The following is a 15,821-nucleotide window of genomic DNA, read 5'->3' as shown; positions in this document are numbered from 1 at the left end:
CGCGATGACCTGGAACGTCTCGTGGGCGACCACACGTTCGAAAAGATCGTGCGCACGCCGTCCGGCACCTCCTAGCGTGGCGTGATGGCAAGTTCCGAGGCGTTCCCCCACCCGTTCGATCACCACGTCACCCAGGACGGCCGGGTCCGGGTCGCGCGCGAAGGACGCGTCGTCGTGACGGTCGCCGGCGCGGCGGCCGCACGGCTCGTTGCGGCGCTGGAGCGGGCCGCGGACCGCGCTGACGAGGACGAGGTCCAGCTCCTGCTCGCCCGGGCCACGGGAAACTACCGGCGCGGCAACGAGAAGCGGCCTCACCGCCCGTGAGGGCGCGGGCGCACGGGACCGGCGCCGCACCAGGTCAGGAGCGAGGTGGAGCAGAGGTTCCGGCGCGCCCGGACGCGACGCACGTCACCGGGACGACCGACCGCCGGACCGTGCGGATCGTGGATGATGGACGGGTGAGCCCGTACCGCGTGATGACCGTCTGCACCGGAAACATCTGCCGCTCCCCCATGGCCGAGATCGTGCTGCGGGACCGGCTGGAGGCCGCCGGCCTGGCCGACCGTGTCGTGGTCGACTCGACCGGCGTCAGCGACGAGGAGCGGGGCAACCCCGTCGACCCGCGCGCCCGCCGCACCCTGGCCTCGCACGGCTACCCGGCGGGTGACGGGCACCGCGCGCGGCAGGTGACGTCGGCCGATCTCGGGGAGCGCGACCTCGTCCTGGCGATGACGTCGCAGCACGCTCGCCGGCTGCGGTCCCTCGCGCCGAACGCGCCGGTCCGCATGTTCCGGTCGTTCGACCCGGCGGCCCCGACCGTCGGCCTGCTGGACGAGCACCTGATCGACGTGGAGGACCCCTGGTACGGCGACCAGGCCGGGTTCGAGACGACGATCGCGGAGATCGAAGCGGCGGCCGACGGCATCGTCGAGCACGTCCGCGCCGGTCTCGCGGCCCACACCTCCGCCTGAGGATTCCGGGTCCGGGCCGGGCTGCCGCGTCCGTGACGACGCCCGACCGACACGCCTCCGGTCAGTCGCGGATCCCGCGGGCACGGCGGCGTTCGCGCCACCTCTGCACCTCGGCGTCGACGTCGCGCGTGGGCGTGACGACGGGCGGGCCGCCCAGGAGTTGCCGTCGCGCGTCGACGACGCGGGCGTTGAAGTCCTCGACGACCCGTCGCACGCCGCGCTCGTCGCTCTCGCGATCGACGGTGTCGTCGAGCTCGGCGGCGTCGCGGCGCAGCTGGGCGGCGGGCAGGACGCCGGTGATCTGCTCGCGCTCGACGAGGTTCTTGAGCCACCAGTCGGGGTCGTGGGTGCCCTTGATCCCTCGCAGCGGCTTGCCCTGACCGGGCAGGTCGTCGAACTCACCGCGGCGCATCGCCTGGTCGATGACGGTGTCGACCCACAGGGCACGGTCGTCCATGCGGCGCGGCGGCCGGTCCTGCGGCTCGGCGGTGCCCTCGTCGGCCGGGCCGGTCCGGTCGGCGCGGGCCGGCTCCTGCGCGGCCCGGTCGCGGGCCGCGTCCCGGTCCACGCGGTACTGCGCCGCCCGGCGGACGGGGTCGTCGTCGCTCATGGACCCACCCTACGAACCGACGCCGAACCCCTCCGTCCGACGCCGTCCCTCCTCACCCGTCGACAACCGACGCATGAGGTTCCGCGCGGCCGCCGGCAAATTCGCTGCGCGAGCAGGCCTCCGTCGACGCACAATCGGGAGATGCGGATCGACGAGGAGGCGCTCGCGCGGGCGGTGCAGGAGGACGCGTTCACGGGTGTCGTCACGATCGACGTCGGCGACGAACGGGTCCTGGAGCAGGCGCACGGGTTCGCCCACCGCGCGCTCGGGGTGCCGTGCACGCCGTCGACGCGGTTCGCGATGGCGAGCGGCTCCAAGATGTTCACGGCGCTGGCGGTGCTGCGTCTCGTGGAGCAGGGCGCGCTGGCGCTGACGACGCCGGTGCGCACGATCCTGCGCGACGACCTGCCGGAGATCGACGACGCCGTCACGGTGGAGCACCTGCTCACCCACACCTCGGGCATCGGCGACTACCTCGACGAGGAGGCCGACTGGGACCCCCACGACCACGTCCTGCGGCAGCCGGTGCACGTCTTCGACTCGGCGGCGGCGTTCCTGCCGGAGCTCACCGGGTTCCCGCAGGCGTCGCCGCCCGGGACCCGTTTCATGTACAACAACGGCGGGTACATGGTCCTTGCGGTGGTCGCGGAGCGGGTCGCGGGCCGCACGTTCCACGACCTGGTCCGGGGCGAGGTGCTCGACCGGGCCGGTCTCACCGCCACCGACTACCTCCGCTCCGACGACCTGCCGGGCCACACCGCCCACGGCTACCTCGAGGAGTCGGGGAACGTGACGAACGTGCTGCACCTGCCGGTGCTGGGGAACGGTGACGGTGGCGCGTGGACCACCGCCACAGACCTGCACGACTTCTGGCGCGCGTTCCTCGCCGGCCGGATCGTCGGTCCCGCGACGGTCGCGGAGATGGTCCGGCCCCGCCACGAGGTGCCCGGTGAGGACATGCGCAGCGGCATGGGCGTGTTCGTGCACAGCACGGGCGACGCGCTCATCATCGAGGGCTACGACCCGGGGGTGTCGTTCCGGTCGACGCACGACCCGGCGACGGCGACCACGGTGAGCGTGCTCGGCAACAGCTCGGAGGGTGCGTGGCCGGTGATCGGCGCGCTCGCGACCCTCTTCGACGGTGACCCGGGCGACGGTGAGCAGGGCGACGCGGAGGACACCGGGCCCGCGTAGAGTGCGGGCAACCACCGGAGGTCCGACAATGCCTGTCACCAGCGCCGACGTCGCGCGCGCCGCCGGGGTGTCCCGCACAACGGTGAGCTACGTGCTCAACGACACCCCGGGCGCCAACATCTCGACCGCGACCCGCGAGCTCGTCCGAACCACCGCCGTCCGGCTCGGGTACGCGCCGTCGGCGGCGGCCCGCGCCCTGCGGCGCGGGCGGAGCGACCTGGTCGTGTGCGTCCTGCCCGACTGGCCGACGGGCCCCGTGGTGGACACCGTGCTGGACCTGCTCACCGACGCGCTCGCCGACCGCGGCCTCTTCCTCCTGGTGCACCACCATCGTCCGTCGCGCCCGTTGAGCGACCTGTGGCGGGCGGTGACGCCGCGCGTCGTCGTCGGGCTGACGCACTTCCCCGACGAGGACCTGCGGGCCCTGCGGCAGGCGGGCATCGAGGTGGTCGGGGCGGGGGACGCCGGCGACGGCGGCCACCCGGGCATCGACGCCGGGAACCAGCGCGGGCTGGGCGCCCTCCAGGTGCAGCACCTGGTCGAGCGGGGACGGCGGCAGGTCGCCGTCGCCACGACGCCGGACCGGCGGCTGCGGGAGTTCGCGGACCTGCGCACGGACGGTATCCGCACCGAGTGCGCCCGGCTCGGCCTGCCGGAGCCGCCGTGCGTCACCCTCGACCTCCGCCTGCCCGCGACGCAGACCGTCCGGTCCTGGGTCGAGACGGGCGTCGACGCCGTCGCCTGCTACAACGACGACGTCGCCCTGGCGGTCCTCGCAGGTGCCCGCGCGGCGGGGCTCGCCGTCCCCGGCGACCTCGCGGTGATCGGCCTCGACGACGTGCCCGCCGCCGCGCTGGCCGCACCGCCGCTGACCAGCATCAGCCAGCCGTCCGCCGCCCAGGCCGCGCACCTCGCGGCGTGCGTCGAGGCGGTGCTCGACGGCGCCCCGCTGCCGCCTTCGCCGACGGAGCCGAGCGTCGTCGTCCGGCGTTCCTCGTCCTGAGCCGGCGGATCGCACCGGTCTCCGCGCACGTCAGCGCGGCTCGACGACGGGCGTGTCCACAGCACTTCCGGCGCACCCCGCTCGTACCATCGACCCAGGACCGGCGACGGGGAGGCCCTCGATGACCGACAGCGGCACACCGCTCTCCCAGCGGACGATGGGCACTGCCCGCAGGCTGTGGGGGCTCGTCTACCTCCGCGCCGTCGCCTACCTCGTCGTGGGGGTGCTGCTCTTCGTCAACCCGGACGGCGGGCTGGAGGCGCTGCGGTGGCTCATCGGCATCGCGATCGCCGCGCAGGGCATCCTCCTCGCCCTCGAGGGGTACGCCGCCCGGTCCGCGCAGGACGACGGTCAGCAGTGGCGGCTGATCGCCGGGATCATCAGCATCGTCGCCGCCGCGCTCATCGTGCTGTGGCCGTCGATGACCTCGTCCGTCGTGTTCCTCGCCGTCGGGATCTGGGCGTGCATCGCCGGCGTGCTCGGCGTCATCGCCGGGCTCCGTGGCCGCGTCACCCGCAACCTCGCGTGGGACTGGCAGCTCGTCAACGCGGTCCTGTGGATCATCCTGGGCGTCGCCGTCCTCGCCCGCCCCACCGACGACGTCACCACCGTCGCGATGCTCCTCGGCCTCTACCTCGTGCTCTCCGGGGCCGTCCTCGCCGTCGGCGGGCTCTCCACCACCACGCGCCAGAAGGACCTCGACAAGCGCGCCGGCGCCCGCGGCCGGGCCCCCCGACCCCGCGAGGACGCCACCGACCGGACGACGACCGGCGGCCCGACCGGCGACGAGTGGGACGAGGGCGACGGTTCCGCCGTCGACCGACCCCGCTGATCCCCTCGCCGCCGCCCCACGGCGCGCGCGCGAGCCCCGTGACAAGGTGTGAGACGAGCACCCACCCAGGTCATGGAGGATCAGCATGGATCCGATCGTCGTCGTCGGAGGCGGGCTCGCCGCGGCCCGCGCGACCGAGACGTTGCGCGAGCAGGGCTACGACGGCGACCTCGTCGTCGTCGCCGCCGAGGCGGAGGTGCCCTACGAGCGGCCGCCGCTGTCCAAGGACTACCTGCGCGGCGAGGCCGGCCGGGACACCCTGACCCCGCTCGACGCCGGCTGGTACGCCGACCACGGCGTCGACCTGCGCACCGCCACCACCGCCCTCGCCCTCGACGTCGCGGGCCGCACCGTCGACACGGCGCCCGGCGGCACCCTGCGGTACTCCCGGCTGCTGCTCGCCACCGGCTCCCGCGTGCGACGCCTCGACGTGCCCGGCGCGGACCACGACGGCGTGCACCACCTGCGCAGCGTCGCCGACGCCGACCGGCTCGCCGCAGCGCTCGCCGAGGACGGCCCGGTCGTGGTCGTCGGGGACGGCTGGATCGGCATGGAGGTCGCGGCGTCGGCGCGGCAGCTCGGGCGGGACGTCACCGTCGTCGGGCGCGAGGCGCACCCGTTGGGCGTGCTCGGCGCCGAGGCGGCGGCGATCTTCACCGGCGTGCACACCGAGCACGGGGTGCGGCTGCTGCACGGCCGCAGCGTCGTGGAGGTGCTCGGCGACGGACACGCCACCGGCGTACGCCTCGACGACGGCACCACGCTCGACGCGGTGACCGTCGTCGTCGGGATCGGCGTGACGCCGGAGACCGAGCTCGCGTCGCAGGCCGGGATCGAGCTGGTGCCGGGCTCCGCGGGCGGCGGCCTCGCCGTCGAGGGGACCCTGCGCACCAGCGCGCCCGACGTCTGGGCGGCGGGCGACATCGCCGCCGTCCCGTCGCTGCGCTACGGGCGCCTGCTGCGGTTCGAGCACTGGGCCACGGCCGACGAGACGAGCAGGCACGCCGCCCGCGCGATCCTCGGGGAGAGCGCGCCCTACGACGTGCTCCCCTACTTCTACTCCGACCAGCTCGACCTCGGCATGGAGGCGAAGGGGCTCACCGAGGGCGAGGTCGTCGTCAGCGGGTCCGTGGCGGACCGCGAGTGCGTGCTGTTCTGGGTGGACGGCGGTCGCGTGCAGGGCGCGATGGGGATCAACGTGTGGGACCGCATGGACGACGCCGAGGAGCTGATCCGCGCCACCGGACCCGTCGACCGCGCCGCGCTGGAGGCGTTCGCCGCCTGACCTGCCCGTCGAGCGTCTCTGGACGTGATCGGGGGGAGCGCCGACACACGTCCTGCACCGCCCCCTCACCCGGACCGGCACGCGAGGTGCCAGGATCGTCGACGTGCCTCGCCGCCTCGCCGCCCTGACCGTCGTCGTGGTGGCGGTCGCGCTCCTCGGCCTGCTCTGGTGGAGCCCGTGGGACGCGGGGCTGCCGTCCGGGGTCCGCGACGACGTCGGGCAGGCCGCCGAGGTACCCGGCGTCGTCGACGTCGAGGCGCAGGCCTGGGACGAGGCCGACGGCGGGGCCGTGAGCGTCACCGTGCACCTCGACCCCGACCTCGCGCCCGACGCCGCGCAGCAGGCCGCCGACGACGCCGCGTCCGCGCTCGCCCCGACCGGCTGGGGCACGCCGTCGGCCGTCCACGTCACGGTCGTCTCCGGTGAGCCGGACGACGCCGGCGAGCGCCCCGTCGAGCTCTACTCGCCCGACGACGGCACCGTCGCGCTCGCCTACCGGCTGCTGGCCGCCGGTGCGGTGTCCGTCGACGACACCACCGTCACCGTGCCGGACCCGGCCGACCTCGCCGTCGCCGCGGACCTCGTGGCCCGGGCCGACCTGTTCACCCCACCGGCCACCCTGCGGACCGCGGACGGCACCGCCACGTACGCGGCCGGGCTCGTGCCGCGGGAGGCCACCGCCCGGCTCGTCGCCGACGTCGCCGCCCGCCCCGACGTCACCTCCGCCGTCTTCACGTGGAACCAGGCGTCGCCGAGCCTGCTCACCGTGACCGCCACGTCGGCGGCCGCCGCGCAGGAGCTCGCCGCGTGGCTCGCCACGCAGGACGAGGCGTCCGTCGTGACCCCCTCCGAGGCCGAGATCACCGTGCCGGACGGCGAGCCGGTGCAGGTCTGGGTCGCAGGGCTCGAACCACCCGCCGTCGTGCCGCACACGGTGCCCCTGCCCGACGGCGTGGAGGCCTGGCCCGCGGATCACGACGCGCCCGACTGCACCGGCGACGACCTCGAACCGACCCTCTCCGCCCCGGACGCCGCAGCCGGGCAGCGCTACCTCTCCGTCCTGGCGCGCAACACGTCCGGCCGGTCGTGCGCCGTCGACGGCGTGCCCCGGCTCGTGTTCCTCGACGCCGCCGACGCACCCCAGGACGACGTCCGGGTCGTCGCCGCGGCGGACGGCGTCGTCCCGGGGCGGGTGGTGGTGCCCGCCGGGGAGTCCGTGATGTCGACCCTCCAGTGGGGTGCCATGTCCACCGCGAACGACCCGGACGTCACCGTCGCGGTGGAGGTCACGACCGTCACCGACGCCGACCCCGTGCGCCTCGTCCCCGAGATCGCGCCGGGTCTCGGCACGGAGGCCGGGCCGGCCACCCTCGACGTCCTCGACGGCGCCGAGGTGCGCGTCAGCCCGTGGGTCCAGGCGTCGTCGGGGTGGTCCGTCCCCTGAGACCGGGCGCGAGCGACCCCACCCGTCCCGCTCCGCGGGGGCCGGCGCGAGACGGGTGGGGACGCCCGCGCCCGGGCTCGTCACCCGAAGGTGAAGGTGTACACCGTCACGCCCGGCGGGACGTCCAGCTCGACCGTGCCCGACGTCGGGGAGTCCCCGCGCAGCACGTCGTGGAGCGTCGGGCTCCCCGTGACGTCGATCTCCCGCTCGGCCCGCACCGTCCCGTCGTCGGCGAGAACCCGCGCGGTCACGGTGCCCTCGCCGCCGAGGACGGCGTACACGTCCGTGGACCGGTAGCCGAGCCGCAGCCGGGCGTCGTCGGACACCGACGTCGCCCCCTGGAAGTCGACCTCCCAGGTCCCGGCGAGCGAGAACGTGTCCGCGGGCTGCTCCTCCGGCGCCTCGAACTCCCGCTCCCCGCTCCCGTACGCCGTCGGCCCCGAGTAGTTGAAGACCTTGTTGAGCGCGAGGTACGTCTCCGGCGTCGTGGAGCCGTCCGGGGTGGAGTCCTCGATGTCGGTCGGCTCCGGGAGCTCCACGGTCGGGTCGGCCGCGCGCAGCAGGTCCCGGACGTGCTGCTCGGTCGTGGCGTAGTCCCCCTCGCCGAACTTCAGGTAGCGCACCGTGCCGTCGGCGTCGATGAGGTACTCCGCCGGCCAGTACCGGTTCCGGTAGCCCGTCCACGTGGAGTAGGAGTTGTCCTGCGCGATCGGGTGGTCGACGCCGAGGTCCTCGGCGCCCGCGATCACGTTGCGCGTCTCGCGCTCGAAAGCGAACTCCGGCGTGTGCACCCCGATCACCTCCAGCCCGGCGTCGGCGTACGCGTCGTACCAGGCGTTGACGTGCGGCAGCGCCCGCTGGCAGTTGATGCAGGAGTACGTCCAGAAGTCGATCAGCACCACCTTGCCGCGCAGGTCCGCCAGGTCCACGGGAGCGTTGCCCGGCGTGTTCAGCCACTGCGTGATCCCGGTCAGCGGCGGCGCGGTGCCGCAGTCCGCGAGCTCGGTCGACCCGCTCGTGCAGTTCGACAGCTCGCGGTTCGTGTCCGTGACGATGCCGCCCAGGCCCAGCGCCTCGTCGACGGCGTCGCTGGAGTCGAGCCGCTCCTGCAGCGTGCCGGTGTAGTCCGGCAGGGCCCGCTGGAGCTGGGCCGGCAGGTTCAGCGCGAGCGCCCCGGCCAGGGCGATCATGACGGCGCCCCCGGCGACCCGGATGCCGCGCTGGTGCCGCTGGAAGCCGCGCACCCGTTCGGCCACCCGACGTCCGGCCAGGGCGAAGACGAGCAGCGGGATCGCCGCGCCGACGGCGAAGCTCACCGTGAGCGCCACGGTGCCGGGACCGATGTCGCCCGTCGCGCCCGCCACCGTGATCGCGGCCAGCACCGGCCCCGCGCACGGCACGTACAGCACGCCCAGGCCCAGCCCCAGCAGGAACGCGCCACGATCCTGGCTCGGCCCGCGACGCGAGCCCCACGCGGCGACCCGCAGGAACGGCCGCTCCAGGACCTCCTCGAAGCGAGGCACGATCATCCCCACGCCGATCGCGACGAGCAGCCCGATGCCCAGCCAGCGCAGCAGGTCCTGCGGCAGCCCCAGCGCACCCAGGATGAGCGAACCCAGCAGCGTGAAGACGCTGAAGCTCACCACCAGACCCGCGATCACCAGGTAGGGCCGCCACGACCGCGCGGCCCGACGTCGTGACACGTCCGCGTCGCCCGGGATGCCCGCCGGCGCGACGGACCCGGCACCGGTGTCGCCGGCATCGGCAGCGTCCGGCAAGGTGTCACCGGAGATCGGCACCGACACCGGCCCGCGACCGGCCGCCGCGCCGGTCACCACGCGACCCCCGCGACCCACCCGCACCGGCGGCGCCCCGGCGAACAGCGCCGGGTCGACGCCCCCGCCCGACGTCGCCGCCGCGACGGGCTGCGCGGCGCCGTCCCGGGCGTGCTCGCCGTCCGGCGTGTCCGGGTCCGCGTCGTCCGAGGCGTCGGCGGACCGCTCCCGAGCCCCCTCGACCCCGCCCGCGAAGAAGATGACCGGCAGCATCGGCAGGATGCACGGCGAGATCCCGGTGATCAGACCGCCGAGCAGACCGATGAGGATGAGCGTCTCCATGACCCCGGTTCGGAGCCGGCGGCCCCGCGGATGGCCCGCTACCCCCGCACCGTGGTGGTCACCGTCGTCAACGACGGACGCCGCGGCGTCGAGCCGAACCCGAACCGCACCGGCGGGTCGACGTCCGCCAACGACCCGAGGTCCGCCCCGTCCCACGTCGCCTCGACCGCCACGACGGCGTGCACGTCCGTCGCGCCGTACGTCTCCAGCCGGCCCCCGCCCGCCGACCCGCGGGTGCGGACGCCACCCACCAGGAGCCGCGCCACCGGGTCCGTGACCAGGGTGAACGACGACGAGGTCGCGAGCGGGCGTGGCACCGTGCGCAGCAGCCGCCCGAGCGCGGTACGCGGCCCGACGACCGCGCGCAGCCGCAGCGGACCCGCCACGACCGTGATCGCCCGCGAGGCCGCCGCCGCGCCCTCGGCGGGCGCCGCCTCCCGCCGCGCGACCACCGGCCCCTCCCAGACGTCGTCGAACCCGTAGGTCGTCGCGACGAAGCCCGCCACGTGCGCCGGAGCCATCAGCAGGCGCCGCCCCGCCACGTCCTCGACCATCACGTCCGCGAACGCGCCGAACGGCGACCTCGCCCAGCGACCCACCACCAGCCGGGTGCCCGACGTCGTCCCCACGCCGAGGATCGCCCCGTCGAACCGCCGCACCGCCGCCCTCGCGCTCATGACCCGAGTCTGCCGAGAAAAAGTTCGATCCGGAGCCATCCACCCGCCGCACCGCTCCGAACCACCCGTGAAGCCCCGGAGAGGTCGGGGCGACGAGGCAAGGAGAGAACGATGAAGGCATCCACTCGCACCCGCACCGCCGCCGCCGGTTTCGCCACCCTGGCCCTGCTGACGCTCGGCGCCTGCTCCTCCGACGACAGCGGTGACATGTCGGGCTCCGAGGACACCATGACCGAGGAGACCCCGATGGAGGACGACATGGCCTCCGAGTCCCCCATGGAGGAGGACATGGAGTCCGACATGGCCATGGACCCCGCCGCCAACCTCGTCGGCCCCGGCTGCGAGGCGTACGCCGAGCAGGTGCCCGACGGCGCCGGCTCCATCGAGGGCATGTCCACCGAGCCCGTCGCGGTCGCCGCGTCCAACAACCCGATGCTCACCACGCTCGTGTCCGCCGTCAGCGGCGAGCTCAACCCCGACGTCAACCTCGTCGACACCCTCAACGGCGGCGAGTTCACCGTCTTCGCCCCCGTCGACGAAGCCTTCGAGGCCGTCGACGCCGCCACCCTCGACACCCTGTCGACCGACGCCGACCTCCTGACGTCCGTCCTCACCTACCACGTCGTCGAGGGCCAGACCCTCCCCGAGGACCTGCCCGGCGAGCACACCACCGTCCAGGGCGACACCCTCGAGGTCACCGGCTCCGGCGACGAGCTCATGGTCAACGACGCGAACGTCGTCTGCGGCGGCGTCATGACGCAGAACGCCACCGTGTACCTCATCGACTCCGTCCTCATGCCGACCATGTGATCCCACGCCCCGGGCGCGCAGGGGGCGCCCGGAGCGGAACCACCGGCCCGTCTCGTCACCCGACGAGGCGGGCCGGTTCGCGTCTGGGCCGGTCCGGCACCGGTGCACGTGGCCGGGTCGGGCTCGCCGGCTCGCTCCGGGTCATCCGCGGTACCCATGGTCGCGCTGCCCCTGCACTCGCCAGCTCGCTCCGGGTCATCCCTGTGCGAGCACGACGATCGGGTCCGACGTCGGCTGCTCCGAACCGCCCTCGGGCTCCATCGTCACCGCGACGCCCACACCCGGGACGTCCTGCACCAGCTGCTCCGTCGCGCCGTCGTCGGTCGGCAGCACGCCCGCCGGGGAGACCGCGCCGTCCGCCCCCACGACCCACAGCTGATAGTCCTGCCCGTCGCCCGGGCCGGGCAGCCCGGTCGCGCTGAACAGGTAGTCGTCACCCGCCACCAGCACCGTCGCCTCACCGCCGCCGGTGACCTCACCCCGCATGAGCTGAGCGGACGGGTCGGCCATCATCCGGGCGACGGCGTCCGCACGCTCCTGCATGACGGCCTGCTCCTGGCGGGCCTGCACCGCGACCGTCGTCGGCACGGCGACCGCGACCACCGCGGCGGCCGCGGCCGCCACGAACGTCCAGCGGCGGCGACGGGGCCGGTCGATCGGCACCACGCCGTCGGACGTCGACCCGGCGGGCGACACCGGCGTCCCGTCCTGGCCGACGTCGTCGCCGGGCGACGTGCCGGGCCGCACCAGCGGGACGGGAGGGGCGGTCGCGTCGGGTTCGGCAGCGCCCGCAGGCGCATCGGCGATGCGCGCCAGCACGGCGTCGCGCACGTGCGCCGGAGGCTCTGCCTCCACGGTGAACGCGGCCACGACGTCGCGGTACTCGTCCAGCGCCCGGCGCGCGGCCGGGTCGTCGGCGAGCAGCCGCTCCACGGCACGCCGCTCCAGGTCGTCGACGGCGTCGAGCGCGTACGCGGGCAACAGGTCCCAGGCGTCGCGGTAGTCGTCAGCCACGGTTCACCCCCAGGCAGTCGCGCAGGCGGCCGAGGCCGTCGCGGATGCGGGACTTCACGGTCGGGAGCGCGGCGCCGAGCCGGTCGGCGACCTCCCGGTAGGTCCGCCCGCCGTAGTAGGCGTCGACGACGGCCTCCCGCTGGGTCGGCGTGAGCGAGTCGAGGCAGCGGCGCACCGCGGCACCCTCCAGCCGACGCTCGACGTCCTCGGCGACGACGTCCCGGTCCGCACCGGCCCGGGAGGAGTCCACGTCACGCTGGTCGCGGTCGCGTCGCGACTGCTCGGACCGCACCCTGTCGACGGCCCGCCGTCGGGCGAGCGTCGCGACCCAGGTGCGCGCGGAGGCGCGGGCGGGGTCGAACCGTGCTGCTGTCTGCCACACCTCGACCATCACCTCCTGCGTCACCTCGGCGGCGTGGTCCGGGTCGCGCAGGACCGCGAGCGCTGTGCCGTGCGCGACGGGCGCGAGCGCGTCGTACACGGCGCCGAAGGTCGCGGCGTCGCCGTCGGCGCACGCGACGAGCGCGTCGTCGATCGGTGTCGTCCCCGGTGGTGGCACCCGAACAGTGTGCCGCACGGTGCGTGCCGGGTCGATCTGCGTGCCTCCCGCCGTCGTCCCGGACCGTCCGGGACACCAGTGGTTCGGTGCCGACGGCCGCGCGGATGGGTCCATCCCCACCGCAGCCACGGCCGCCACCGCCGAGCGCCCGTCCGCCGAGCGTCTCTGAATGTCGCGAACCAACGCCGGACTCCCGACATTCAGAGACGCTCGACGGACGAGACCTGTGGATGACGACGGCGGCGCGCCCGCCGACCTGGTTCGCTCCCCCAGGTGTCCGGTCGTCCCTCTCCCCTCCCCGTCCACCTGGTCGCCCTGGCCGCCCGCCAGGAAGGGCTGCTCGCCGTCCGGCAGTGCGCGGCGGCGGGCCTGACGAACGCCCAGGTCGCCGCCAGGGTTCGCGCCAAGGAGTGGGAGCGGCCCGTCCGAGGCGTCGTCGACCTCGGGCCCCCGCCCGGTGCGGCCGACGGCCCCGACCGTCGTCGCCGGCGGTCCGCGGTCCTCGGGCTCCTCGCCCATCCGGGTTCCGTCGCGACCGGGCTGTGCGCACTCGTCCTCCACGGCGCGCAGGGTGCGCCCCTCTCCATCACGCCCGAGGTCTCGGTGCCCACCGGCGCGCCGCGGGCCACGCGATCCGGCGTCCGGCTACGACGCTCGCCGGTCGCGGACCCGGTGCTCGTCGACGGTCTTCTCCCCTGCGTGCCGGTGGACCGGGCCCTGACGCAGGCCGTGCCCGAGGTCGGCCGGCGCCACGCGGTCGCACTGATGGACTCCGCGCTCCACCAGGGTCTCGTCACCCGTGCGGGTCTCGCTGCCGCGCACCGCGCCGCGGCCGGACGACGGGGCGTGGCGCGCACCCACGAGTGGTGGTCGCAGGCCGACGGACGCGCCGAGTCGCCGGCCGAGACCTGGGCGCGGCTGTCGTGCCTCGACGAGGGCGTCCCGCCCGACGTCGTCCAGCTCCCGTTCCTGGCCGGTGGCCGGGTCGGCCGGGTCGATCTCGCGTGGCTGCTCCCGGACGGCACGTGGCTGCTCGTCGAGGTCGACGGTCAGGAGGTCCACTCGCTCCCCCGCGCCGTGTTCCGCGACCGGGAGCGGCAGAACCTCCTCGTGACAAGACGGACCGTCGTGCGCCGCTGCACGGGGGCCGACGCCTGGCACGGCCGCGTCGGCGTGGAGGTCTCCGCGCTGCTGCGGGAGTCGGGGTGGCGACCACGCCCGGTGCGGCCCGACGTCGTCCTGCGTCTCCCCTGACGGGCCGAGCGTCTCTGGACGTCGCGCATCAGCGCTCGCATCGCGACATCCAGAGACGCTCGACGGCCTCGAGGGTCAGCGGCGCGCGCGGACGGCGCCGGCGAGCACGCCGAGCAGCTCGGCGGTCGTGGACCAGTCCATGCACTTGTCGGTGACGGACCGGCCGTACACCAGCTCGTCGAGCGGCCCCGGAGCCTGGGCGCCCGCCTCGATGAAGCTCTCCATCATGAGACCCGAGATGCCGCGCTCGCCGTCGGCGAGGCGCGCGGCGATCTCGCGGACGACCTCCGCCTGACGCACGTGGTCCTTGCCGGAGTTGCCGTGCGAGGCGTCCACCACGACGCCCGCCTCGACGGCGCCGCCGAGCCCGGAGGTGCGGGCGGTGGCCAGGGCCGCCGCGACGTCGTCCGCACCGTAGTTCGGGCCACCCCGCCCGCCACGGAGGATGACGTGGCAGTCGGGGTTCCCGGCCGTCTCGACGGCGGCGGCCCGGCCCTCGGCGTCCGCCCCGAAGAACGTGTGCTCGCTGGCGGCGGTGATGCAGCCGTCCACGGCGATCTGCACGTCGCCGTCGGTGGCGTTCTTGAACCCGACCGGCATCGACAGCCCCGACGCGAGCTGGCGGTGCACCTGCGACTCGGCGTTGCGCGCCCCGATGGCGCCCCAGGTCACGGCGTCCGCGATGTACTGCGGGCTGGTCGGCTCGAGGAACTCGCACGCGGCGGGCACGCCGGCGTCGAGCACGCCGAGCAGCACCTCGCGGGCGAGCCGCAGGCCGTGGTGGACGTCGTGGGAGCCGTCCAGGTGCGGGTCGTTGATGAGCCCCTTCCACCCGACGGTGGTGCGCGGCTTCTCGAAGTAGACGCGCATGACGACGACGAGGTCCTCGGAGAGCTCGCGGGCGACGGGTGCGAGGCGGTTCGCGTAGTCGAGGGCCGCGGCCGGGTCGTGCACGGAGCAGGGGCCGACGATGACGACGAGCCGGTCGTCCTCGCCGCGCAGGACGTCGCGCACCTCACGGCGGGACGTCGTGACGAGGTCGCTGCGCGTCGTGCCGAGCGGCAGCTCGGTGCGCAGGGACCGCGGTGCGGGCAGGGGGTCCAGCGCGCGGACGCGCAGGTCGGAGGTCTCGGCCATCAGCTCAGTATGGTCCGGGCGGGCGTCGCGCGCCGGGGTGGCGGTGCTGCTCATCGGGGCTCCAGGTCGTCGGTGCGTCGGGTTCGGGGCTGGGGTGGACCGGCGTGGTCGCCGCACAGCACCCGATCCCGACCGGAGGCCCGTCCGACGACGAAGGGCCCGGACGCAGACGCGTCCCAGGCCCTGTGCTGGCTCCGGTGGAAGGTGTCGGTCAGGCGCGAGCCCGCCGAGCTCCCAGCGGAGCCGGCGTAAAGCGCCAATACCAACGGATGTTCACGGCGACGACAGTACGCCGCCCCCGAGCGCGTCGTCCAGGCGTGTCCACGATGCGGGCCCGGTTCGTGAGGGACCGCACAGCGGCCCGACGGCGGCCCGCACGGACACGGTGTCGGCTAGCGTCGGCGCATGCCGGTCCCCGACTTCGTCCTCGCCCTGCGTGCCCACGTCGGCACCGCTCCCCTGTGGCTTCCCGGCGTGACCGCCGTCGTGCGCGACGACGCGGGCCGCCTCCTGCTCGGCCGGCGCGCCGACAACGGCCTGTGGGCGCTGGTCAGCGGCATCCTCGAGCCGGGCGAGGAGCCGGCGCGCGGGATCACGCGGGAGGTGCTGGAGGAGACCGGCGTCGAGGTCGAGGTGGAGGCGCTGGCCGCGGTGTCCACCACGCCGGAGGTCACCTACCCGAACGGCGACCGCACCGCGTACCTCGACCTGTGCTTCGTGGCGCGACCCGTCTCGGCGGAGGCGGCGTCGGCCGCGCACGTCGCGGACGACGAGTCGACCGAGGTCGGCTGGTTCCCGCCCGACGACCTGCCCGCGGACCTCGCGGCCTCGACCCGCGAGCGGCTGGCGCTCGTCGAGCGCTACCTCGCCGCCCCGCACGACGGCACCGTGCTCGTCCGCTGAACGCAGCCGGC

16 protein-coding genes are annotated in these 15,821 nt (G+C 75.0%); 10 read left to right on the top strand and 6 right to left on the bottom strand.

From position 1 onward, the window contains the following. Positions 1-84: 84 nt before the first annotated feature. On the top strand, positions 85-324 hold the full coding sequence (locus I598_RS14610) for a hypothetical protein (protein WP_068203670.1): 240 nt from the start codon (positions 85-87) through the stop codon (positions 322-324). 152 nt (positions 325-476) lie between these two features. Continuing rightward, positions 477-971: a low molecular weight protein-tyrosine-phosphatase gene (locus I598_RS14605; RefSeq protein ID WP_068205324.1), complete on the top strand. Its 495-nt coding sequence runs from the start codon at positions 477-479 to the stop codon at positions 969-971. Positions 972-1,032: 61 nt separating this feature from the next. On the opposite strand, the gene I598_RS14600 is transcribed toward I598_RS14605, so the two are convergent. Then, on the bottom strand, positions 1,033-1,581 hold the full coding sequence (locus I598_RS14600) for a DnaJ family domain-containing protein (protein WP_068203667.1): 549 nt from the start codon (positions 1,579-1,581) through the stop codon (positions 1,033-1,035). Between the two features lie 141 nt (positions 1,582-1,722). On the opposite strand from I598_RS14600, the gene I598_RS14595 reads away from it, so the two are divergent. The 5 genes from I598_RS14595 to I598_RS14575 all read left to right on the top strand — a co-directional run bounded on the left by I598_RS14595 (position 1,723) and on the right by I598_RS14575 (position 7,339). After that, on the top strand, positions 1,723-2,775 hold the full coding sequence (locus tag I598_RS14595) for a serine hydrolase domain-containing protein (RefSeq protein WP_068203665.1): 1,053 nt from the start codon (positions 1,723-1,725) through the stop codon (positions 2,773-2,775). Positions 2,776-2,803: 28 nt separating this feature from the next. After that, the gene (locus I598_RS14590; protein ID WP_068203663.1) at positions 2,804-3,778 is read left to right on the top strand and encodes a LacI family DNA-binding transcriptional regulator; all 975 of its coding nucleotides are present in this window, start codon (positions 2,804-2,806) and stop codon (positions 3,776-3,778) included. 121 nt (positions 3,779-3,899) lie between these two features. Then, positions 3,900-4,610, top strand: coding sequence for an HdeD family acid-resistance protein (locus I598_RS14585; RefSeq protein ID WP_068203661.1), 711 nt, complete (start codon positions 3,900-3,902; stop codon positions 4,608-4,610). A gap of 85 nt (positions 4,611-4,695) precedes the next feature. Beyond that, a complete protein-coding gene (locus I598_RS14580; protein ID WP_068203660.1) occupies positions 4,696-5,895 on the top strand; it encodes an NAD(P)/FAD-dependent oxidoreductase in 1,200 nt (399 codons plus the stop codon). Between the two features lie 103 nt (positions 5,896-5,998). After that, on the top strand, positions 5,999-7,339 hold the full coding sequence (locus I598_RS14575) for a DUF4232 domain-containing protein (protein WP_068203659.1): 1,341 nt from the start codon (positions 5,999-6,001) through the stop codon (positions 7,337-7,339). Between the two features lie 80 nt (positions 7,340-7,419). On the opposite strand, the gene I598_RS14570 is transcribed toward I598_RS14575, so the two are convergent. Then, entirely contained in the window at positions 7,420-9,456 is a 2,037-nt protein-coding gene (locus I598_RS14570; RefSeq protein ID WP_068203658.1) for a cytochrome c biogenesis protein DipZ, read from the bottom strand. Between the two features lie 38 nt (positions 9,457-9,494). Beyond that, positions 9,495-10,133, bottom strand: a complete 639-nt coding sequence (locus I598_RS14565; RefSeq protein ID WP_068203656.1) for a hypothetical protein — start codon at positions 10,131-10,133, stop codon at positions 9,495-9,497. Positions 10,134-10,244: 111 nt separating this feature from the next. On the opposite strand from I598_RS14565, the gene I598_RS14560 reads away from it, so the two are divergent. After that, the gene (locus tag I598_RS14560; protein ID WP_068203654.1) at positions 10,245-10,943 is read left to right on the top strand and encodes a fasciclin domain-containing protein; all 699 of its coding nucleotides are present in this window, start codon (positions 10,245-10,247) and stop codon (positions 10,941-10,943) included. A gap of 195 nt (positions 10,944-11,138) precedes the next feature. Here the strand turns inward: I598_RS14560 and I598_RS14555 are convergent, their stop codons facing one another. Together I598_RS14555 and sigK are read right to left on the bottom strand one after the other, a co-directional pair. Beyond that, positions 11,139-11,957: an anti-sigma factor gene (locus tag I598_RS14555; protein WP_068203652.1), complete on the bottom strand. Its 819-nt coding sequence runs from the start codon at positions 11,955-11,957 to the stop codon at positions 11,139-11,141. Next, positions 11,950-12,516: an ECF RNA polymerase sigma factor SigK gene (gene sigK, locus I598_RS14550; protein ID WP_068203650.1), complete on the bottom strand. Its 567-nt coding sequence runs from the start codon at positions 12,514-12,516 to the stop codon at positions 11,950-11,952. Before sigK ends, I598_RS14555 begins: the two co-directional genes overlap by 8 nt. 273 nt (positions 12,517-12,789) lie before the next feature. Here sigK and I598_RS14545 point away from each other — a divergent pair, with 273 nt between their 5' ends. Next, entirely contained in the window at positions 12,790-13,770 is a 981-nt protein-coding gene (locus tag I598_RS14545; RefSeq protein ID WP_068203648.1) for a type IV toxin-antitoxin system AbiEi family antitoxin domain-containing protein, read from the top strand. Between the two features lie 75 nt (positions 13,771-13,845). Here I598_RS14545 and I598_RS14540 read toward each other — a convergent pair whose 3' ends face one another. Then, on the bottom strand, positions 13,846-14,961 hold the full coding sequence (locus I598_RS14540) for a 3-deoxy-7-phosphoheptulonate synthase (RefSeq protein WP_083973362.1): 1,116 nt from the start codon (positions 14,959-14,961) through the stop codon (positions 13,846-13,848). A gap of 351 nt (positions 14,962-15,312) precedes the next feature. Between I598_RS14540 and I598_RS14535 the strand changes: the two genes are divergently transcribed. Further along, complete coding sequence (locus I598_RS14535; RefSeq protein WP_068203646.1) at positions 15,313-15,810, top strand: NUDIX domain-containing protein; 498 nt, start codon at positions 15,313-15,315, stop codon at positions 15,808-15,810. The last annotated feature ends 11 nt before the right edge of the window (positions 15,811-15,821 follow it).

Origin of the sequence: Isoptericola dokdonensis DS-3 (assembly GCF_001636295.1) — a bacterium.
Taxonomy (GTDB): Bacteria; Actinomycetota; Actinomycetes; order Actinomycetales; family Cellulomonadaceae; genus Isoptericola; species Isoptericola dokdonensis.
This window is presented reverse-complemented; position numbering and strand designations above follow the sequence as displayed.

Coding starts and splice junctions, on each gene's coding strand:
- I598_RS14610 (WP_068203670.1), top strand. CDS start 85: ATGGCAAGTTCCGAGGCGTTCCCCCACCCGTTCGATCACCACGTCACC.
- I598_RS14605 (WP_068205324.1), top strand. CDS start 477: ATGACCGTCTGCACCGGAAACATCTGCCGCTCCCCCATGGCCGAGATC.
- I598_RS14600 (WP_068203667.1), bottom strand. CDS start 1,581: ATGAGCGACGACGACCCCGTCCGCCGGGCGGCGCAGTACCGCGTGGAC.
- I598_RS14595 (WP_068203665.1), top strand. CDS start 1,723: ATGCGGATCGACGAGGAGGCGCTCGCGCGGGCGGTGCAGGAGGACGCG.
- I598_RS14590 (WP_068203663.1), top strand. CDS start 2,804: ATGCCTGTCACCAGCGCCGACGTCGCGCGCGCCGCCGGGGTGTCCCGC.
- I598_RS14585 (WP_068203661.1), top strand. CDS start 3,900: ATGACCGACAGCGGCACACCGCTCTCCCAGCGGACGATGGGCACTGCC.
- I598_RS14580 (WP_068203660.1), top strand. CDS start 4,696: ATGGATCCGATCGTCGTCGTCGGAGGCGGGCTCGCCGCGGCCCGCGCG.
- I598_RS14570 (WP_068203658.1), bottom strand. CDS start 9,456: ATGGAGACGCTCATCCTCATCGGTCTGCTCGGCGGTCTGATCACCGGG.
- I598_RS14565 (WP_068203656.1), bottom strand. CDS start 10,133: ATGAGCGCGAGGGCGGCGGTGCGGCGGTTCGACGGGGCGATCCTCGGC.
- I598_RS14560 (WP_068203654.1), top strand. CDS start 10,245: ATGAAGGCATCCACTCGCACCCGCACCGCCGCCGCCGGTTTCGCCACC.
- I598_RS14540 (WP_083973362.1), bottom strand. CDS start 14,961: ATGAGCAGCACCGCCACCCCGGCGCGCGACGCCCGCCCGGACCATACT.
- I598_RS14535 (WP_068203646.1), top strand. CDS start 15,313: ATGCCGGTCCCCGACTTCGTCCTCGCCCTGCGTGCCCACGTCGGCACC.